The organism is Streptomyces sp. NPDC005202 (assembly GCF_040608235.1).
GTDB lineage: Bacteria > Actinomycetota > Actinomycetes > Streptomycetales > Streptomycetaceae > Streptomyces.
Map to the genome: position 1 here is coordinate 83,316 of NZ_JBEXHW010000022.1, position 18,795 is coordinate 102,110.

General features: G+C 72.6%; 15 protein-coding genes and 6 pseudogenes. 10 read left to right on the forward strand and 11 right to left on the reverse strand.

The genetic code is table 11. The annotated features are described in order from the left end of the window. Nucleotides 1-399: 399 nt before the first annotated feature. Nucleotides 400-837, forward strand: a complete 438-nt coding sequence (locus tag ABZV31_RS26515; RefSeq protein ID WP_355898520.1) for a pyridoxamine 5'-phosphate oxidase family protein — start codon at nt 400-402, stop codon at nt 835-837. Nucleotides 838-855: 18 nt separating this feature from the next. Here the strand turns inward: ABZV31_RS26515 and ABZV31_RS26520 are convergent, their stop codons facing one another. Then, on the reverse strand, nt 856-1,182 hold the full coding sequence (locus tag ABZV31_RS26520) for a metalloregulator ArsR/SmtB family transcription factor (RefSeq protein ID WP_355898523.1): 327 nt from the start codon (nt 1,180-1,182) through the stop codon (nt 856-858). A gap of 107 nt (nt 1,183-1,289) precedes the next feature. Continuing rightward, a pseudogene (locus ABZV31_RS26525) lies at nt 1,290-1,522 on the reverse strand (SulP family inorganic anion transporter); the annotation flags it as partial. A gap of 241 nt (nt 1,523-1,763) precedes the next feature. Between ABZV31_RS26525 and ABZV31_RS26530 the strand changes: the two are divergent. After that, nucleotides 1,764-2,456 carry a response regulator transcription factor gene (locus tag ABZV31_RS26530; RefSeq protein WP_355898525.1) on the forward strand — a complete coding sequence of 231 codons (693 nt, stop codon included), beginning with the start codon at nt 1,764-1,766 and terminating at the stop codon, nt 2,454-2,456. Between the two features lie 250 nt (nt 2,457-2,706). Then, nucleotides 2,707-4,449 carry a GAF domain-containing sensor histidine kinase gene (locus ABZV31_RS26535; RefSeq protein ID WP_355898527.1) on the forward strand — a complete coding sequence of 581 codons (1,743 nt, stop codon included), beginning with the start codon at nt 2,707-2,709 and terminating at the stop codon, nt 4,447-4,449. 449 nt (nt 4,450-4,898) lie between these two features. Here the strand turns inward: ABZV31_RS26535 and ABZV31_RS26540 are convergent. From ABZV31_RS26540 to ABZV31_RS26555, 4 genes and pseudogenes are all read right to left on the reverse strand, one after another. Beyond that, nucleotides 4,899-5,078 (reverse strand): annotated as a pseudogene (locus ABZV31_RS26540) (hemin transporter); the annotation flags it as partial. Nucleotides 5,079-5,238: 160 nt separating this feature from the next. Continuing rightward, nucleotides 5,239-6,117, reverse strand: a complete 879-nt coding sequence (locus ABZV31_RS26545; protein ID WP_355898530.1) for a universal stress protein — start codon at nt 6,115-6,117, stop codon at nt 5,239-5,241. Between the two features lie 379 nt (nt 6,118-6,496). Next, nucleotides 6,497-6,814: pseudogene (locus ABZV31_RS26550) on the reverse strand (universal stress protein); the annotation flags it as partial. Nucleotides 6,815-6,829: 15 nt separating this feature from the next. Beyond that, the gene (locus ABZV31_RS26555; protein WP_355898531.1) at nt 6,830-7,414 is read right to left on the reverse strand and encodes a hypothetical protein; all 585 of its coding nucleotides are present in this window, start codon (nt 7,412-7,414) and stop codon (nt 6,830-6,832) included. 302 nt (nt 7,415-7,716) lie between these two features. Between ABZV31_RS26555 and ABZV31_RS26560 the strand changes: the two genes are divergently transcribed. The 3 genes from ABZV31_RS26560 (at nt 7,717) to ABZV31_RS26570 (ending at nt 9,467) form a co-directional block, all read left to right on the forward strand. Next, nucleotides 7,717-7,926: a V-type ATP synthase subunit D gene (locus ABZV31_RS26560; RefSeq protein ID WP_355898534.1), complete on the forward strand. Its 210-nt coding sequence runs from the start codon at nt 7,717-7,719 to the stop codon at nt 7,924-7,926. Nucleotides 7,927-8,073: 147 nt separating this feature from the next. After that, nucleotides 8,074-8,814: a CBS domain-containing protein gene (locus ABZV31_RS26565; protein ID WP_355898537.1), complete on the forward strand. Its 741-nt coding sequence runs from the start codon at nt 8,074-8,076 to the stop codon at nt 8,812-8,814. Next, nucleotides 8,811-9,467, forward strand: a complete 657-nt coding sequence (locus ABZV31_RS26570; protein ID WP_355898539.1) for an OsmC family protein — start codon at nt 8,811-8,813, stop codon at nt 9,465-9,467. Before ABZV31_RS26565 ends, ABZV31_RS26570 begins: the two co-directional genes overlap by 4 nt. A 224-nt stretch (nt 9,468-9,691) precedes the next feature. Here the strand turns inward: ABZV31_RS26570 and ABZV31_RS26575 are convergent, their stop codons facing one another. The 3 genes and pseudogenes from ABZV31_RS26575 to sulP form a co-directional block, all read right to left on the reverse strand. Then, complete coding sequence (locus ABZV31_RS26575; protein WP_355898542.1) at nt 9,692-10,144, reverse strand: universal stress protein; 453 nt, start codon at nt 10,142-10,144, stop codon at nt 9,692-9,694. Nucleotides 10,145-10,233: 89 nt separating this feature from the next. Then, nucleotides 10,234-11,262, reverse strand: a pseudogene (locus ABZV31_RS26580) (nicotinate phosphoribosyltransferase); the annotation flags it as partial. Between the two features lie 44 nt (nt 11,263-11,306). Next, nucleotides 11,307-13,019: a sulfate permease gene (gene sulP / locus ABZV31_RS26585; protein WP_355898545.1), complete on the reverse strand. Its 1,713-nt coding sequence runs from the start codon at nt 13,017-13,019 to the stop codon at nt 11,307-11,309. Between the two features lie 228 nt (nt 13,020-13,247). Between sulP and ABZV31_RS26590 the strand changes: the two are divergent. The 3 genes and pseudogenes from ABZV31_RS26590 to ABZV31_RS26600 form a co-directional block, all read left to right on the forward strand. Beyond that, nucleotides 13,248-13,502, forward strand: a pseudogene (locus tag ABZV31_RS26590) (hypothetical protein); the annotation flags it as partial. A gap of 37 nt (nt 13,503-13,539) precedes the next feature. Beyond that, nucleotides 13,540-13,617: pseudogene (locus ABZV31_RS26595) on the forward strand (flavodoxin); the annotation flags it as partial. A gap of 94 nt (nt 13,618-13,711) precedes the next feature. Further along, the gene (locus tag ABZV31_RS26600) at nt 13,712-13,906 is read left to right on the forward strand and encodes a hypothetical protein (protein WP_355898548.1); all 195 of its coding nucleotides are present in this window, start codon (nt 13,712-13,714) and stop codon (nt 13,904-13,906) included. Between the two features lie 211 nt (nt 13,907-14,117). Here ABZV31_RS26600 and ABZV31_RS26605 read toward each other — a convergent pair whose 3' ends face one another. Together ABZV31_RS26605 and ABZV31_RS26610 are read right to left on the reverse strand one after the other, a co-directional pair. Beyond that, nucleotides 14,118-15,257 (reverse strand): site-2 protease family protein, encoded by a 1,140-nt coding sequence (locus ABZV31_RS26605; protein ID WP_355898551.1) that lies wholly within the window; start codon nt 15,255-15,257, stop codon nt 14,118-14,120. A gap of 66 nt (nt 15,258-15,323) precedes the next feature. After that, nucleotides 15,324-16,655 carry a phosphoribosyltransferase family protein gene (locus tag ABZV31_RS26610; RefSeq protein WP_355898553.1) on the reverse strand — a complete coding sequence of 444 codons (1,332 nt, stop codon included), beginning with the start codon at nt 16,653-16,655 and terminating at the stop codon, nt 15,324-15,326. Nucleotides 16,656-17,356: 701 nt separating this feature from the next. On the opposite strand from ABZV31_RS26610, the gene ABZV31_RS26615 reads away from it, so the two are divergent. Next, a complete protein-coding gene (locus tag ABZV31_RS26615) occupies nt 17,357-18,427 on the forward strand; it encodes a zinc-dependent alcohol dehydrogenase family protein (RefSeq protein ID WP_355898556.1) in 1,071 nt (356 codons plus the stop codon). Nucleotides 18,428-18,795: the final 368 nt, after the last annotated feature.

Sequence of the window (18,795 nt, forward strand, 5' to 3'; positions counted from 1 at the left end):
TTCGCCGAGCATGTCGAGAACCCGTTCGCCGACTACCACCTCGTCTACGCCGTCGTCCTGATCGCCCTGGCGGCCGCGGGTGTCGGCGCGACCCGGGAGCTGGGCCGGATCTGGGCGCGGCTGCCGTTCGTCAGCCGCAACCGCTGGATGCTGTGACGGCCTCGCCGTCCCGGCCGGGGCGCCACCGCCCACACGCGGCGGCGGCCCGTATGTGTGGATGCAAGGGCCTTCCGGCCCTGACCCAGGGGCGAACGGCCCCGGGACACCATGGAAGGACCGAGAGATCATCTCTTGTCGAAAGAAGTCATGGGTGGTGCCGTACCTCTCCCTCGCAGGGCTGTCCGGAGCACACCCGACGCACACCCGACAGATGGTCCGAGTGCCGCGTGAGGAGGCGTCATGAGGTCGGATGACCTCCCGGGGACGCGAGCCGGCGCGCGCATGGTGCAGCTGAGCCGGGAGGAGGCGCTGAAGCTGCTGGCGAGCGTGCCCCTGGGGCGCATCGGCTTCACCCAGCACGCGCTGCCCGCCATCCGGCCCGTCAACCACGTCGTGCACGCAGGCGCCGTCGTGATCCGCACCCACACGGGATCCGCCCTGCTGAACCACTCCCTGCGCACGGAGGTGGTGGCGTACGAGGCCGACGAGATCGACCCGGCCACGCACACCGGCTGGAGCGTGGTGGTCACCGGGCTCGCCACCCGGGTCACCGACCCCGACGACCTGGCCCGCTACCAGGGTCTGCTGGTCCCCTGGATCGACGCCGGGATGGCGTACGTGGTGCGCATCGTGCCGGAGCTCGTCACCGGCTACCGCCTGGAGAGCGCGCCGCCCTGAGCGTGCGGCCGGCCGGTGCTACGGCTGCTGCTCGCCCTGTGCGGCCCGCAGGTCGGCGAGCAGCTCCGCCTGGCCCGCCAGGACGCCGGACAGGATCGTCCGCGCCACCCGCAGCAGCTCGGCCACGTGCGGACAGGTCAGCGAGTAGTACACGGTCGAGCCCTCCTTGCGGGTGACGACCAGACCGGCCCGGCGCAGCACCGCGGCAGGTTCGATGCCCACTTCGGGCAGCATCTCGGCGACCGCGTGCTCGCGCTCGCTCAGCAGCTCCAGGACGCGGATGCGCGCGGGATGGCCGAGCGTCTTGAAGAACTCGGCCTTCAGTTGGTTCAGCGGCGTGGTCACGATTCCCTCGCCCAAGACATCCGACCCGTCCTCGCCGTCCTCGCGTCCGTCACAGCAGGCAGCAACAACATCAAGAATTGCGAAGATGCGCAATTCCGTGCGTGACCCGAACCGCCGAACAGGGCGGCGAGCGCACCCGCGACCACCGCGGTCGCCAGGCCCGCCTCGGCGCCCAGCCCGGAGGAGACGCCGAAGCCGAGGGCGAGCGGCAGGGCGACGATCGCCACGGTCAGTCCCGCGAGCAGGTCGCGGGCGGACTGCGCCGCATGTCGGCCAGATCGGCTCGCGAGGGCAGCAGGGACGCGACCCGGGACAGGCCCCGGCCGCGTGGGGACGTCATCGCGCGGCCCCTCGACTTCTCTCCGGCACCCGGCGCGGGGCGCACGCCCACGGCCGTGACCGTGGATACATGCAAGTTGAGCAAACAAAGCATCTAGTGAATTGCAGAAATTTGCAATTCTTCGCCTGCGTAGTCGACGGGGGTGTTCCGGGCGAATCAGGGCCGATCGGCCCTGGCCCTTGGTCCCGAAAGCGGGGAAGGATCCCCATTGAAAACCGAACGCGGTGACAAGGAGCAACCGATGGCGGACAGCGAGCAGGCCGGCTCCGGCACCCCGATCCGGGTCTTCCTCCTGGACGACCACGAGGTGGTACGGCGCGGGGTGCACGACCTGCTGGACGACGAACCGGACATCACGGTGGTCGGCGAGGCCGCCACCGTCGAGCAGGCCCTGGTGCGCGTCCCCGCCCTGCGCCCCGACGTGGCCGTCCTCGATGTCCGCCTGCCGGACGGCGACGGCGTGACCGTGTGCCGGGAGCTGCGTTCACGCCTGCCCGAACTGGCCTGCCTGATGCTGACCTCGTTCGACGACGAGGAGGCGCTGCTGGACTCCATCATGGCGGGCGCGTCCGGATACGTCCTCAAGCAGATCCAGGGCTTGGACCTGGTCTCGGCCGTGCGTACCGTCGCCCGCGGCCAGTCGTTGCTGGACCCGAGCGCCACCACCAAGCTCATGGCCCGGCTGCGGGGCGGCCAACAGCGGCAGGAGGAACCGGACGCCCTGCCCGGTCTGACCGAGCGCGAGCGGGAGATCCTGGCCCTGATCGGCGAGGGCCTGACCAACCGCCAGATCGGCCAGCGGCTGTACCTCGCCGAGAAGACGGTGAAGAACCACATCTCCCGTCTGCTCGCCAAGCTCGGGGTGGAACGGCGCATCCAGGCCGCCGTCATCGCCACCCATGCCCAGGACCGACTGCGCAGCGAAGGACACTGAGGCCTCCGCCGGCTTGCGGACGGCGCAGGCGCAGACGCCGTCCCGCAGGGCCGAACGTCCCCCGGCCCGCCGCCGTACGGCTCGAACTCACCGAACACGTCGCCGCCCGGTTGCCGCGGAACTGGCCGCCCGGGCGGCCCCGCCCTGCCCGCCGCCGCGTGATCCCGTGTCGTCCCGTTGCCCGGGCCGCTACCGTGACAGGTGAGCGTGACGGCTGTCGGTACTGCGTGGGGGGGGTGGAGGATCAGCGGTGGGAAGCTCCGGGGACACTGGGGAGGCTCGCGTACGGCTGCCCCAGCTGCGGCTGGACGAGCTGCTGGACGAGCTGCAGGCCCGCCTGGACGCGGCCCGCGGCACCCGGGACCGGGTGCACAGCCTGCTGGAGGCGGTGCTCTCGGTCGGCCGGGAACTGGACCTCGAGCAGGCGTTGTACAGCATCGTGGAGGCCGCGGCGACCCTGGTCGACGCGCAGTACGCGGCCCTGGGGGTGATCGGCCCGGACGGCAAGCGGCTGTCGGCCTTCCACACGATCGGGGTCAGTGAGGAGCAGATCGCCCGCATCGGCCCCTACCCGGAGGGCCACGGCATCCTCGGCGAGCTGATCCGCCACCCTGAGCCGCTGCGGCTGGCGAAGCTGTCCGAACACCCTTCGTCGTACGGTTTCCCGGCCCACCACCCGCCGATGAACACCTTCCTCGGCGTCCCGATCCGGGTGCGGGACCAGGTCTTCGGCAATCTGTACCTGACCGAGAAACGCGGGGGGCTGCAGTTCGACGAGGACGACGAGTCGGTGCTGTCGACCCTGGCCGTGGCGGCCGGCGTGGCGATCGACAACGCCCGGCTGTACGAGGAGTCCCGGCTGCGTGAGCGCTGGCTGCAGGCGAATGCGGAGATCACCCGCAGCCTGATGTCCGGCGCCGCGCAGGGAGAGGTCCTCGGGCTGATCGCCGAACGGGCGCGGGAGATCACCGGTGCGGCCCTCGCCGCGGTGGCGATACCCGTGAAGGACACCGACACCCTCACGGTGGAACTGGCCATAGGCCAGGAGGCGGAAGCGCACCGCGGCCTGGTGCTGCCCCTGGAGGGCACTCTCACCGGGGACGCCTTCGTCAAAGGTGCTCCGGTGATCAGCCCGGACGTCACACACGACGAACGGGTCTCGGCCGGCCCCCCGCGGTTCGCCGGCCTCGGCCCGGCCGTGGCCGTCCCCATCGGCTCGGGCGACCGTGTCCGCGGCGTGGTCCTGCTGGTCCGGGAAGAGGCCGCCAGCGAGTTCTCCGACGAGGAGGCGGAGCCGCTGAAGGTCTTCGCCGCACAGGCCGCCGTGGCCATGGAACTCGCGGAACGCCGCCGGGACGCCGAGCAGATCGCCCTGCTGGAGGACCGCGACCGGATCGCCCGGGACCTGCACGACCTGGCCATCCAGCGGCTGTTCGCGACCGGTATGACGCTGCAGAGCGCCGGCCGCTTCATCCAGCACGAGGGGGTCTCGGAGCGCGTGCTGCGGGCCGTGGACGACCTCGACGAGACCATCAAAATCATCAGGTCGACGATCTTCGGCCTGCGCACCCGCGGCGACGACGCGGCTCCCGGCCTGCGGGCCCGTGCGGTAAGAACGATCGGCGAGGCCGCACTCGTCCTGGGCTTCGCGCCCAGCGTGCGGATGGAGGGACTGCTGGACACCCATGTGCCGACGGAGACCGCCGACCACGTCGTGGCCGTCCTCTCCGAGTCCCTGACCAACATCGCCCGGCACGCACACGCCGACCGCGCCGAGGTGGTGCTGGAGACCGACGGGAACGAGGTGCGCCTCACGGTCACCGACAACGGCGTGGGCATCCGGCCCGAGGGCCGCCGCAGCGGCCTGCGCAACATGTTGGAGCGTGCCAGGAACGAGGGCGGGGACATGGAGCTCACCAGCCCGGACGGTGGGGGAACCAGGTTGCTGTGGCACGCACCGCTGAGGGAGGCGCCGGGCCCGTCGGGCGAATGACTCGGCACGGCGCACGAGCCGACGCGGCCTTCGCGTGCCCGCGGTAACCGACCGCTACCGCCCTGCGCCGCCGTGGAGTGATGGACCACCAGTCTCCGGACACCGGTGTTGGTGTTGGTGCTGGTGTTGGTGCTGGTGCCAGTGAAGACCAGGGCCGCCGTCGCCACCGCGGCCAGGAGCAGCAGGCGCCGCCAAGCAGACCCCGGCGGGCGACGCGAAGGCCTCCGCGAGCGCACCCGTGACGACCACCGCCGGCGCTCCGGCAGGGACCTCAAGGACCCGCACCGGTCCGACGCGGCCCGACAGCCGGCCACCGACCGGCCGCGTCGCCACCGCGAGCACGACCAACCGGCCATCCGGTTCGCCGCGTCGGCCGGGTCAGCCCGTAGCCGGTCCTGAGGCACGGCGGACCCGGTCCGCCGGCGGATTCATGGGATCGGACGGCGGTTTCAGGACGCGTCCGGCAGCCACAGGTCGGGGCCGAACACCTCGTAACGGATGCGGCGGGCCGGGATCCCGTGCTCCAGCAGCCGGGCGCGGACGGTGCGCATGAACGGCAGGGGGCCGCACAGGTACACGGTGGCGTCCGCCGACAGATCCACCGCGTCGAGGTCCATCAGGCCGGTGCGGGAACCGGGTTGGGCCGAGCCGGGCCGCGCTCCTACCAGAACTCGGCGTGCCCGTAGGACCGACTGACCGGCCGGCGCCTGCCGCCGGTGGCGCGCCGACGCGCGGCGCGATCGCCGGTCCTCGGCGCCGCGGAGGATCGCTTCCGGACCAGTCCCGTGGCTACTGACCGGACGGGTGCGGAACGGTGATGACCGGGCAGCGGGCGTGGTGCAGTACGCCTTGACTGACCGAGCCCAGGAGCATGCCCCCGAAGCCGCCGTGCCCCCGGGTGCCCACGACCAGGCCGAGGGCATGCTCGGAGGCCTCGGTCAGGACCTGCACCGGGTGTCCCCGTACCACCTCCTGGTGCACCTCGACCTCCGGATGTGCGGCGGTGCGCCCGGCCACCGTTTCCGACAGCAGCCGTTGGCACTCCTGAATGGCCGCGTGCTCGTTCAGGACTCCGAGCAACGGAGGGTGCCAGACGTACAACGCCCGCAGGACCGCGCCGCGCAGGGCGGCCCCCTCGAACGCGAAGTCGACGGCGGCTGCGGAATGAGGGCTGCCGTCGACGCCGGCCACGAAGCAGGGCGGTTGCTGGGTGACGTGCTCCGGGTTCGTCAACACCACCACCGGGCAGGAAGCGTGAGCGATGAGGGGCAGAGCGACCGCGGTGGAACCGAACATCTCCCGGGCAGCGCTCAGATGCCAGGACCCCACCACGACCTCCGTGGCCTGTCGCGACTGCTCGCGCAGCACCCAGGCCGGATGCCCCTCCGCCAGCAGCCCTGCCGCCTCCACCTGCGGATGCCGGGACTCGACGAAAGAGACCGCGCCCTTCAGCACGCGATCGCCCGCCGTGTGCAGCGCCTCATTCCATTGCTCCCAGGACGGGCGCCCGTCGTCCGGCCGGTACCCGGGGGTCGGCGCGCCCTGCGCAAGCAGCAGGGGCAGCCGGCGCCGCTCCGCCTCGTCGGCTGCCCAGGCGATCGCCAGGCGCCGATCCGGATCGGGGTCGACACCGACCACAATCGGCTTACGGCCATCGGTGTGCGTCATCAACGCCTCCCGAGTGAACTCAGCAGCGATCGGGCAGCCGAGGCAGGTCAGGGTACGGTCGGCGGCGAATTCGTCACCGATTGCGGGAACGGGCCGACGTCCGGGTCTCGTTGTGCGTCCGCTCCCGGCGGAGTACCTGGGCGTTCGGCCGTGGACCACCTCCCATCATTCCTTCGGAATCCGCGGTTCTCCACCGCTGCAACGGCGCACTGCCCGGCTCAGCCTGCCCGGCTCGGCAGCCGGCCGGGTCGTGCTCGTGCTGTGCGCCGTGGTGGCCCGGCGGCGTTGTCCGCACATGGGTCGTGTGGTCCTCTCGCGGGACCGGGCCATCGACCTTCGTGGGACCGGGCCGGGAACCGGAGGGACGACCTCGAGACATTCAGAGCGTCCCGCCGGGCCCGTGGGTTCCCCGCACCACCGCCACGGGGCTGTGCGCGTGGTGAAGAAGGGCGTGGCCGACCGACCCCAACAACAGTCCCGCGAATCCGCCGCGCCCTCGCGAGCCGACGACGGTGAGCTGGGCGGTGCGGCTGGCCTCGATCGGTGCTTCCCGCGTGGGGCCGTGCACGAGCCGGTGTTCCACCTGTACGTCCGGATACCGCTCGCGCTTGCCCGCGATCGCTTCGGCCAGCAGCCTGTCCTCCGCGTCAGCCAGCGCGCCGGCCTTGTTCGCATAGGGCAGGGCCGGGTCCTGGGGGTGGCCAGTGCGCTGTCAGCTTGTCGTACGCCCCCACTGCGGCCCGACCTTCTGCCATTGCGCGTCCCAGGCGCGACCACGGCGCCTGTCGAGGGCGCTGCGGGCCGCGTAGTACCCGCCGACGGCGACTCCCATGAGGGCGAGGGAGGCCGACGTGCCGGTGGCGGCTGCCTGTGTCGTGGCCTGGGCCGGCGTCGTCGGCTGGATCGTGAGCCGGTCCTGTCCGTCGGTCCAGACGACGATCCGGTCGCCGACTGTCAGCCCGGCGTCGACGAGGGTCCGGTCCGAGTGCCGGGTGCCGTCCGGCGCGGTCCAGTGGACCGTGGCGAGGACCCGGTCGCCGCTCGTCCCGCTGTTCTTGCCGCCGGTGCGCGTGGCGTCGCCGACGAGAACGGCGGTGGCCGGGTGCCGCTCCGCGCGTTGCTGGGCGAGGGTCTCCACGGTCGCCTGCGCGCTCACCACCCCCGCGAAGGGGCCTCCCACCACGATGACCGCCCAGGTGGCCAGGAGAACCCAGCCTTCGAGCACGTCTTCCCGGCGGCGCAGCGGGTTGCGCCGCCAGCGCCACAGCGACCGCCGGGTCCTTGTCGTCACCCGCATCCTGCTCACCTCCGGCTGTCACCCCCCAGCCTCACGCGGCGGACAGCCGTGGGGCAGGGCCGTCCGGGCACTGCTGCGCGACGTCCGAAGGCCATTCGGCCCCAGCCGCGTCGACGCCGAGTGGTCCCGGCCGCTGCCCGGACGGCAGGCGAGGGCAACGGCGTCGCCCCGGGGCGGGCGGGCCGGTTGCGCCTGCGGCGCCGGCCGGCCGTCGCCGTGCGCGGCGCGGACCTGCTGGAACGGAACCTCCGCCTGCTGGCACCACGGCGCTGGACCACGCCGAAGCCGCCTACCGGGAAGCCGTGCAGGCCGGGGCGGAGTACGCCGTCGCCCGCACGGCCGCCGCGCTCGTGGTCGGAGAGGCCGCGCGGACCCGGCAGCGCGTGCGGGCGCTGCGCCGCCACTGGATCCCGCGGCTGACCGAAGAACTGGCGGCCGCCGACCAGGCGCTGGAACAGACCGAGCACGAGGAGTCGGTGCGGCGCCGCTGGGCCGCGGGCGAGGCGCCGTAGCGCGGTTGAGCGGGAGCAGTTGATCCCGAAGGACCTTCGGAAGCGGGCGTGGACTGTTCGGCCCCAGACGCAGCTGGGGGAGCAGCGGTCGACTGGGAAGTGCCCGGGGCGTTTGCTCGTCCCACAGACCAACCGAGGACTGGTCGTATGCGGTACTCCACTGTCGGCGACGTCATGACGCGTCAGGTGGTCACCGTGCGGCCCGGTTGCGCCTTCAAGGAAGTGGCGCGGCTCCTGGACCGCCACGGGGTCACGGCGGTGCCCGTCGTCGACGACGAGGGGCGTCCGGTCGGTGTGGTCTCCGAGGCGGACCTTCTCCGTCACGAAGCGGGCCGCGGACTCGTCGTGGCCGATCCCTCTCGGGTGCACGCCGAGACCGTCGCGGCCCTGATGACCTCTCCGGCCGTCACAGCGCGCCCGGAGTGGAGCATCCCCGAGGCCGCCAGGACGATGGAGCGCCACAGGGTCGAGCGGCTGCCCGTCGTGGGTGCGGACGGGCGACTGGCCGGCATCGTGAGCAGCCACGACCTGCTGCGGCTCTACCTGCGCAGCGACGCCGCCCTTGCGGACGAGATCCGCCACGACGTCCTGGAACGCATCCTGGGACTGGCCCCCGGCCGGGTCCGGGCCACGGTCCACGAAGGAGTCGTCACCCTGACCGGACGGGTCGACGCCTCCACCGATCTCCCCGTCGTCGTGCGCCTGTGCCGCTCGGTCGCCGGCGTGGTGGCGGTCCATCCACGCCTCACCTGTGCCTACGCCGGCGCCGACCTCGACGTCGAGCCGCCGCGGACGGGTGAACGGCGTGCCGCCGGCGGCCGGGACACCCGGCGGCACCAGCCGGCCGCGACGGCCGACTCAACCGGCAAGGAGCCGAGATCGAGATGAACATCGAAACGCGCTGCGGTCGCACCATCCACGTGACCCGCTTCGCACCGCACGGGCTGCCGGCCTCCATGGGGCGTGTCGTCCTGGACACCTCCTGCACGCCCCAGGACAAGGGAGAGCTGTGGGCGTCGCTGACGCCCGAGGAGGCCAGGCGTCTGGCGGGCCTGCTGCTCTTCCAGGCCGCGGCGGTGGATCCCGGACCGGCCGGCCCGTCCGGACGCGTCGAGGTGGTGCCCGTCGCGGGCGACGCCTACGAGATCCGCGTCCGCGGCCACGTCCTCACCGTCGATCAGCCGCAGTCCGACGGAGGCAAGGACACCGCACCCACACCCGTGGAGCTGTTCGTGGCGGCCGTCGCCTCCTGCGCGGCGCACTACGCGGGACGCTTCCTCGACCGGCACGGCATCAGCCGCGACGGGCTGCACGTCCGTGCGCAGTTCCGCATGGCCGAGGACCGTCCGGCCCGCGTGGCTGCGCTCTCGCTGTCGGTCCGGGCTCCCGCCCTGCCGGAGGAGCGGGTGCCCGCACTGCGCGCGGTGGTCGCCCACTGCACGGTGAGCAACACGCTCGCGCACGCACCGGCGATGCACCTTGAGGTCGGGTGCGGCGTGGACGAGGAGCCGGCCCCGGTACCGGAAGCGAGCCGGACGTGACCGCACACGCGACGACGTCGGCTGCCCAACCTCCGGTGAGCGTGCAGGCGACCCCGGAAGCCCCGCTGTCGCGCCGGCTGTGGCCCGTGAAGTGGACCCTCGGTATTCCGCACTGCGTCGGGCCGGCCTTCCTGAGGGCCACCCGTGCCGTGCGCTGTGTCGCGGCGGCAGGCGTACGGTCCGGGTGCCCGCTGCCGCGAGGGAAGAGGGCCCCACGGCGGAGGTCAGTGCGCCGGGCCCTGGTCCTGCCGGACCACGACCACCGGACAGGCTGCGTGCTGGGCGCAGCGCTGGCTGACGGAACCCAGCATCGCCCGGGCGAAGCCGCCGCGTCCGCGTCGGCCCACGACGAGGAGGTCCGCCCCTTCCGAGGCGCGGATCAGCACCTCCGAGGGGTCGCCCTCGACGAGGTGTTCCTGCAGTCCGGCGGGGCGCTCGTCCGGGAAGACGGTGCGCAGCTCTTCCGTGAACCGCTCGCGGGCCTGCTCCAGGTCGAAATCGGGATCGATGGCAGGTCCGCTCCAGCCGACGGCCGAGGGCGTGTCCCAGGCGTGAATCGCCTCCACGAAACCGTCGACGAGCTGCGCGTACCGTGCCGCCCAACGCAGCGCCGCATACGACGACGGGGAACCGTCCACGCCCACTGCCACCCGGGGTACCGGCTCAGGGGGTTGCATGGCCACCTCACTCAGCAGTTGTGGTCTCTACGTCCACGCTGCCCGGCCCCGCACAAGTGCGCCAGCCGGGGAATCCCGCCGACGGCGGGTCAGCGGGCGGACCCGGCCAGGGGAGGAGCCAAGCCGTCCCGGAGAGTGAGGCGCTTTCCAACCTCTGAGGTCAGACGGGACAAGGCTTCGGAGACCTCGGGTTCGGGCGGTCGCGGGGCGAGGATGCGGCGGGCGTCGTCGGGCAGTGCGGCCAGGTCGGCCACCAGGCGTCCGTGCGCCGCTGCGAGGGTGTCGGGCGGGCCGGTGCGGCGACCGTCCTGCATCACGGTGTGCAGCAGCGGTTCCGCCCCCGCTGGACACCGCTCGTCCCACAGGGCGATCACGTCGGGCCCGCCGGGACGGCGGAAGATCTGTTTGCGCCCGGGAGCCGTGTCCTTCGCCGAGGACAGCTTCATGACCGGACGCCCGTCGTACTCCACGAGTTTGTAGGCGGAATCGAGGTAGGGCGCGTCCGCGGAGGTGCCGATGCGCGTGCCGACCGCATACACGTCGATGGGCGCGCCCGAGCGCACCAGGTCGTGCACGCGGTACTCGTCGAGGCCGCCGCTGGCGATGATGCGCACGTCCGCCAGGCCTGCGGCGTCCAGCACGCTACGGGCCCGGCGCGCCAGGCGGCCGAGGTCGCCGCTGTCGAGCCGGACGGCACAGCCGGGACCCCGCCCGATGTCCCGCAGGACGCGAGCCGCCGTGCGGACGCCTTGGACCGTGTCGTAGGTGTCGACGAGGAAGGTGACGGGGCCCGGGTGGGCGCGCGCGAAGGCCCGGAAGGCGCTCTCCTCGTCCGGGAACGCCTCGATGTAGGAGTGCGCCATCGTGCCGGACGCGCGCAGCTCCCAGCGGACCGCGGCGGCAACGTTGCTGGTCCCCGCGAAGCCGGCCAGGGCCCCGACCCTGGCGGCCTGCAGACCTGCGGAGGGGCCGTGTGTACGGCGCAGCGAAAAGTCGATCACCGGGCGCCCGGCCGCGGCCAGGACACAGCGGACGGCCTTGGAGGCGACGCTCGTCTGATGGCTGACCAGATTGAGAAGAAACGTTTCGCCCACAGCGCGTGGCGCTCCGACGAGAAGGTGCCGCGCGGCACGGGGTGCTGGAGGACGGGCCGGCCCGGGCGTCAGTCCGGCTGGCGGGCGACCCACCTGCGGTAGGCCGCGACAGCGGTCGGCAGGGTCGGGAAGACGAGGCCCGTTCCGACGGAGTCGGCCAGGCCGTAGGCCGCCAGGTCGGCCAGGAGTTCCTGCTTCACGCGGGCCAGGGCGAACATGATGCCGCGCCGACCGAGTTCGCGGCGCAGTTCGTCGACCGCGTCCAGAGCGGTGATGTCGACCTCCACGTTGGCCTCCATGTTGAGGAGGAACCAGCGGACCGGTGAGGTCTGTGCGTCGACGGCTGCCAGGGCGCGGTGCCGGAAGTTCTCCGCGTTGGCGAAGAACAGCGGCGAGTCGTAGCGGTACACGAGCAGGCCGGGGATCGGACGGGCCTCGGGATAGTCGTCGATGTCGTGCATGCCCGCCACGCCGGGCACCAGTCCCTCGATCGCGTCGTGCGGGCGCGCCACCCTCGTCAGCAGTTCGGCCACCGACAGGCCAACGGCCACCAGGACCCCGTACAGGATGTCCAGGGCGAGCACGCCGGCCAGACAGCCGAGGGCCAGCAGAAGCTCTCTGCGGCGGAAGGACGCCAGCCGCCGGAAGCCCGTCAGATCGATCATGCGGACCGCGGCGTAGACGACGAGTGCGCCCAGCACGGCGGAGGGCGTGCGGGTCAGCAGCGGGCTGAGGAAGAGCAGCACGGTCAGCACCGCCGCCCCGGCGACCAGGGAGTAAACCTGACTGCGGGCGCCCGTCGAGGCGGCGAGGGCGGTGCGGCTGGCGCTGCTGCTGACCGGGAAGCCGTGCAGGCAGCTCGCCCCCAGGTTGGCCGCGCCCAGGGCGAGGAACTCCTGATCGGCGTCGAGGTCGGTCTCGTCGTGGCCGGCGAACGCCCGCGCGGTGAGGATGAAGTCGGTGTAGGCGACGAGGAGGACGCCGAGTGCGGGCAGTACCAGGTGCGGCAGCTCGCTCAGCTCGGGCAGGCCGGCCGCGGGCAGCCCGGCCGGCACGGCGCCGATCACCTTGATGCCGTGCCGGCCGTCGAGGTCGAAGGTCACCACGGCGGCGGTGCCCAGGACCAGGGCGAGCAGGGGGCCGGGGACCGTGCGGAAGTGCCGCGCCACCGTGAGGAGGAACGCGAGTGTCACGGCGGCGAAGACCACCGTGGGCGCGTGAACCTCCCCGATGTTCCGTACGAAAAACCACAGTTGGGGGAAGAACTCCGCCCCGGTCGTCCGCACTCCGGTGAGCCTGGGCAGCTGATCCACCGTCATGATCAGCGCCACGCCCGCCAGATAGCCGATCAGGACCGGGCGGGAGAGCAGATCCGCCAGGAAGCCGAGCCGGACCACCCGCGCCACCAGGCACAGCAGTCCCACGGTGGCCGCAAGAGCGGCGGCCAGGGCGGCGTACCGCGCGGGGTTTCCGGCGGCGAGCGGGCCGACCACGGTCGCCGTCATGAGGGCGGTCGTGGACTCGGGGCCGACGGACAGCAGGCGTGAGGAGCCCAGCAGTGCGTACAGCGCGAGCGCGGGCAGGATCGCCCACAGGCCCGAGACGGGCGGAAGTCCTGCCACGCCGGCGTACGCCATGACCTGCGGCACGAGATACGCGGCCACGGTGAGGCCGACCAGCAGATCGCCCTTCAGCCAGGTGCGCCGGTAACTCAGGAGGGCGTCGAGCCCGGGCAGCAGGCGGCGCCACCGTGGAACGTGCCTGCCCGAATGCCGGAACATGCGCCGCCTTTCGCCGTCCGATCTCAGGATCCTCCCGGACGCGACCAGCCGCGAGACATCCATCCCAGCCCGGCCACCGGGTTCCTCGCACGGAGCCGAACGGACCCTGCGCACCGGGCTGTTCAGTCCCACGATCACGGACCTTCGGCACCCGGCGCGGGCCGGCGCGGACGGCGAGAGTGGGCCGTGTCAGGCACCAACCCGACCGTCCCCGAAGGGAACACCGCCATGGCCGTGCACGAGCACCCACACCGGAGTGCGGGCTTCCACCTGCCGTCGATCCGCAGGCACCGGACCGCTTCCGCACCCGGGCCCGCCGCGCCGACGCGCAGCGACACGCACACCGCGCAGGCCTACGTCTTCGGGTCCGTGCGCCTGCTGATGGGTTTCGTCTTCCTGTGGGCCTTCCTCGACAAGACGTTCGGCTTCGGCTACGCCACCCCGTCCGGCAAGGGCTGGTTCGACGGGGGTTCGCCCACGCGGAGGGCGACGGGCCGCCGCCGAAAGGAGGCGGACCGCCATGTCGAGCAAGTCGCTGGTCGCCTACGGAACGACGAACGGGTCGACGGCGCAGATCGCGGAAACCGTGGCCGAGGTCCTGCGCAAGGACGGGCTCGCGGCTGAGGCGCTGCCCGCCCGGTCGGTGACGAGCGTGGCGTCGTACGACGCCGTGGTGGTCGGCCGACGCCCCGGTGGTCGGCGGCGGTCTGTATGCCGGTCGCCGGCACAAGGACGCCCGCCGCTTCGTGCGGCGTCACCGCCGGTCCCTGGCCCGACGCCCGCTGTGGCTCTTCAGCAGCGGGGCTCGACACCTCGGCATCGGAGCGGGACATCCCGCCCGTGCGCGGTGTGCGGCGCACCATGATGAAGCATCAGGGAGCACGTGACGTTCGGAGGCGTCTCGAACAAGGAGCCAAGGGGCGCATCGCACGGATGATCGTGTGCTGCGGAAAGGGCGGGGACTTCCGCGACTTCGCCGCGATCGAGGCCCGGGCGGACCGTGTCGCCGAGGAGCGGACCGGTGGAGAGAACCGGTAGCGGAAGGGGCGCTGACGGTCGTGCCCCGGTGTTCGGGCACGACCCGGGCACCGGGGGCATTCAGGCCCCGGACCGGGTGGCCGTGGTCAGCCAGGCCAGGGCGCGGCTGACGTCGGCGAGGGACACGATGCCGACGAGGCGCCCGTCGTCCAGCACCAGGGCCCTGCGTTCCCTGCTCGCCTCCAGGCGGGGCAACAGGTCGACGACCGGTTCGTCCGGAGTTGCCGTCGTGACCTCGGACAGCGGGCGCATCAGGTCCGCGACGGTCGTGGTCGAACGGGCCTGGGGCGGTGCCCGGTCGACGAGGTTCACGGTGATCAGCCCGGCCACCGTGCCGTCCGGGGCCACGACGGGGAAGGCCGAATGGCGGTAGTGGCCGAAGGGGCCTCCGGACAGGAACTCTTCGACGGTCGCCGTGGCCGGGACGGTGACCGGATCGCGCGTCATGACACGGCTGACGGGAATGCCGCCCAGTACGCCGCCCAACTCGGCCTGGCGGGCTTCGGCGGTCGCGGTGGCGATCAGGAACCAGCCGATCAGTGCCGCCCACAGCCCGGACAGATTGCCGGCGAACAGGACGGCTGCGAAGCCGGTGATCACCATGAACCAGCCCAGGGCCCGGCCCGCGGCCGTGGCCCCGCGGGTCGCGCGGAGGCGGTCGCCGGTGCGGTGCCACAGGAACGCGCGCAGCAGCCGCCCGCCGTCCAGCGGGGCCGCGGGCAGGGCGTTGAAGACCGCCAGGACGATGTTGATGGCAGCCAACCAGGCGACCGCCTCCACCACGAGTCCCGAGGTGTGCAGGACCTCCAGCCACAGGGCCAGGCCGGTGAACACCCCGCCGGCGACCGCGCTGGTCAGGGGGCCGACGGCGGCGATGCGCAGCTCGGCACCGGGCGTGGGGGCCTCGGTGTGGAGGCGGGCGGCGCCGCCCAGCATCCACAGCGTGATGCCGTCGACCTGAACACCGTTGCGGCGCGCGACGACCGCGTGGGCGAGTTCGTGCGCCAGCAGCGAGGCGAGGAACACCACGGCGGTCAGCAGGCCCAGCACCCAGTAGGCCCCGGCGGAGTGACCGGGATGGGCGTACGGGAAGCGGCCCCGTGCCAACATGAGGGCCACCAGGACGACGATGACGAGCACGCTCCAGTGCAGCCCCACACGGACACCCGCGATCCGCCCCAGAGACAGTGTTTCCTTCACCGGACGCCTCGCTCCTGGACTGTGTTCTGCGCCGTCCTCATCGTTCCGCGGCACCTTGGATCGTCGTCACGCCGACCTCATCGGCGGCGCTCCCGTCTCCGGCCGTGCGAGATGGGTGGTGAACCAGTCCCGGGCCAGGTCCGCGACGGTGTCCAGGGTCCCCGGATCGGTGAGGAGGTGACCGGCGTCGGGGACGACGGCGAGGTGGTGTTCGCAGTGCATCCAGTCGGCGGCGAGCCGGTTGAGGCTGAGCACGCGCGTGTCGAGACCGCCGACAACGAACAGGGTCGGGGCTCGTACCCGGGCCAGTGCCGCGGGGCTGGCAAGGTCGGGGCGGCCACCGAGGGAGACGATGGCGCGGATGTCTTCGTCCGCCGCGGCCTCCAGGGCGGCACCGGCGCCCGTACCGGCGCCGAAGTAGCTCAGGGACAGGGCCGATTCCCGGCGGAGCCAGCCGGATGCTGCGCGCAGACGACGGGCCAGCAGGAGAATGTCGAAGACGTTGTGCCGGTTGCGTTCCTCGTCCTTGGTGAGCAGGTCGAGCAGCAGCGTGCCCAGCCCCGCGCGATGGAGGGCAGTAGCAACGTACTGGTTGTGAGGGCTGTGCCGGCTGCTGCCGCTGCCGTGTGCGAAGACCACCACCATCCGGGCCTTGGTGGGCAGCGTGAGCCGTGCGCCCAGTCGCACCCGCCCGGCAGGCACGTCCACCTCGCGATCCGGCGAGGGCGCGTCCGGGGTGGCCGGGGACCGGGCGGCGGTGGTGGAGTGGTCGGCTTCGGCCAGCAGCGCGCCGACCTCCGCGTCGGTCGTCTGGGAGAAATCCCGGTACCAGGCCCCGACGGAACCGAGGTGGCGCAGCGCCTGCGGACAGACGACCTGGTCCGCCACCGCCCGCAGGTGCGGCAGCGTCCGTTCCGGCCCGACCGGGACCGCGAGGACGACACGGGCCGCGCCACGGGTCCGGGCCACCCGGCAGGCGGCCTCGGCGGCGGCACCGGTCGCCACTCCGTCGTCCACGACGACGGCGGTCCGCCCGGCCAGGGGGACGGGTGCGTGACCTGCGCGACAGCGGCGTACACGCCGCTCCAGTTCGGCCCGCTCGGACCGCTCGACGGTCTCCTGCTCGGCGGGGCTCAGCCCGCTCTCGCGGAGCACGTCCTCGTTGAGGACACGGACACCGTGCTCGCCGATCGCCCCGAACCCGAGTTCGGGCTGCCACGGCACGCCCAGCTTGCGGACCACGATCACGTCCAGCGGCGCGTCGAGGCACCGGGCCATTTCGAAGGCCACCGGGACACCGCCCCGGAGCACCCCGAGCACCACCACGTCCGTGCCGCGCAGGTACTCCAGGCGCCGGGCCAGTCGATGACCGGCGTCCGCGCGGTTCTCGTAGCGCATGCGCCACCTCCTCGTGCGTGTTCCGGCAGCGCAGCGGCGGCAGGCCGCCTCACTGCCATTGCAGCGCGTTCCTGCCGGGGGTCGGCAGGGGCGAGCGACCCTGGAAAGGGGCCGTTCGGCCTTTTCACGGGAGCACGAGAAGAGGACGTCCCTCGGCGCTCTGCCGGGGTTTCCGCGGCACGTCCGCCGGTCTTCTGGTCCCAGCGCGGGCCGACCAGGTCCCACGACCAGGCGCTGTCCCAGGCCCGACCGGACCTGGCTCGCCTTCGAGGGCGGGCCGGTCGGCCCCTGGCCCGCGGACCACAAGTCGCTGAGGGGCGCCTTGCGGGCGAGGATCCAGTGGGGCGTCCCGCACAGCGGCCCGGCGCAGTCGAGCATGGCGTTCCGGCTGATGCCGCGGGGACCTGGTGGGGCTCGTGGACATCCTGCGGGAAAGCGGGTCGCTGCCGCGCGCGGGTGGAGCAGGTCGGTCCCTGCCGACGTGATCCGCAGGGCCCTCCGGCGGCGCGATCCCGGCGCGGCGCGAAAGGTCCCGGCCGGCTGCCCGATGGGGCCGACCGGCCCAAGCGGATCACCGGCGTGCCGGACAGGCTGGACCTGCGGGGCAATCCCGGCAGAGTGCCGGAGGTCCGGCTCGCGTCTGCCGACGGCGGTCCGCCGGGTCCTGGATCCCGCTGGAGAGCAAGAGGGTGAGGATCGGCATGAAAGGCTACGTCGTCCACGGTCCCGGACAGTCCGCCTGGCAAGAGGTCCCCGACCCGGGCATCAAGGAGCCCACCGACGTCATCGTGCGGGTCGACGTCGTCACCATCTGCGGGACGGACCTGCACATCCTCAAGGGCGACGTGCCCGAGGTGCGCCCCGGCACGGTGCTGGGGCACGAGGCGGTCGGCGAGATCGTCGAGGTCGGCAGCGACGTTCGCACGGTGCGGCCGGGCGACCGGGTCCTGGTCTCCTGCATCAGTGCCTGCGGGCTGTGCCGCTACTGCTGTGAAGGCATGTACGGCCAGTGCCGGGGCGGCGGGGGCTGGATCCTGGGCCACCTCATCGACGGCACGCAGGCCGAGTACGTGCGTGTCCCCTACGCCGACCTCTCCGTCCACGCGCTGCCCAGCGCGGTGGACAGCGAGGAGGCCGTGCTGCTGGCCGACATCTTCCCGACCGCCTACGAAGTGGGCGTGCTCAACGGGCACGTGCGTCCCGGGGACACGGTGGCCGTCGTCGGGGTCGGCCCCATCGGACTGGCCGCGATCGCCACGGCCCGGCTCTTCGCGCCCGAGCGGATCGTCGCGGTGGACGTGGCCGCCGCCCGCCTGGAGGCGGCCAGGAAGCTCGGCGCCGAGGCCGTGGCCGACGCCAGCGAAGCCCCCGAGCAGCTCATCGCCGACCTCACCGAGGGGCTCGGCGCGGACGTCGTCATCGAGGCGGTGGGCCTGCCGGAGACCTTCGAGCTGTGCACACGCATGGTGCGCCCCGGAGGCCACGTGGCCAACGTCGGCGTGCACGGCAAGCCCGCGACCCTGCACCTGGAAGACCTCTGGATCAAGAACGTGACCATCACCACGGGCCTGGTCGACACCCACTCCACACCCATGCTGCTGCGCATGGCGGCCGCCGGCCGGCTGCCCACCGCGCAACTGGTCACCCACACCTTCCCGCTCAACCGCATGGAGGAGGCGTACGACGTGTTCGGCCACGCCGTCGAGACCGGCGCGCTCAAGGTCGTCCTCGGCGGGCAGCGGCGCGAGGTCGTCGCCGTCCACGCGGCCTGACAGAAGGACATCCGTGCGGCCTGACAGAAGGACATCCGTGCGGCCTGACAGAAGGACATCCATGCGTGACGGGTCACGGCCGAACGGACAGTGCCGAAGGTGGCGGAGGGCTCGCCCGTGGGCGACCTCGGGCGCGGGTGCGGGGGCACGCACGAAACGTGACGGATCCGGACGAGATGGGTCGGATCGCGGAATACGCACACAGCGCGCCCTGGGCGGGGGCCGACGCGACAGCATCGATCCCCTCGGCATCACTGGGCGCCGGATCACGGTCTGATCCGGGCCGTTCTCCGGTGCGGCCGGGACCGACGGCCCTCGTCCGCGGCGCCTGCCCCACGGAGGATGGAGTCAGGCAGCACTGCTGGACC

Excerpts from the sequence above, each read along its gene's own strand:
- ABZV31_RS26610 (WP_355898553.1), bottom strand. The coding sequence starts at position 16,655 with ATGCGCTACGAGAACCGCGCGGACGCCGGTCATCGACTGGCCCGGCGC.
- ABZV31_RS26565 (WP_355898537.1), top strand. The coding sequence starts at position 8,074 with ATGCGGTACTCCACTGTCGGCGACGTCATGACGCGTCAGGTGGTCACC.
- ABZV31_RS26615 (WP_355898556.1), top strand. The coding sequence starts at position 17,357 with ATGAAAGGCTACGTCGTCCACGGTCCCGGACAGTCCGCCTGGCAAGAG.
- ABZV31_RS26530 (WP_355898525.1), top strand. The coding sequence starts at position 1,764 with ATGGCGGACAGCGAGCAGGCCGGCTCCGGCACCCCGATCCGGGTCTTC.
- ABZV31_RS26575 (WP_355898542.1), bottom strand. The coding sequence starts at position 10,144 with ATGCAACCCCCTGAGCCGGTACCCCGGGTGGCAGTGGGCGTGGACGGT.
- ABZV31_RS26570 (WP_355898539.1), top strand. The coding sequence starts at position 8,811 with ATGAACATCGAAACGCGCTGCGGTCGCACCATCCACGTGACCCGCTTC.
- ABZV31_RS26555 (WP_355898531.1), bottom strand. The coding sequence starts at position 7,414 with ATGCGGGTGACGACAAGGACCCGGCGGTCGCTGTGGCGCTGGCGGCGC.
- ABZV31_RS26515 (WP_355898520.1), top strand. The coding sequence starts at position 400 with ATGAGGTCGGATGACCTCCCGGGGACGCGAGCCGGCGCGCGCATGGTG.
- ABZV31_RS26545 (WP_355898530.1), bottom strand. The coding sequence starts at position 6,117 with ATGACGCACACCGATGGCCGTAAGCCGATTGTGGTCGGTGTCGACCCC.
- sulP (WP_355898545.1), bottom strand. The coding sequence starts at position 13,019 with ATGTTCCGGCATTCGGGCAGGCACGTTCCACGGTGGCGCCGCCTGCTG.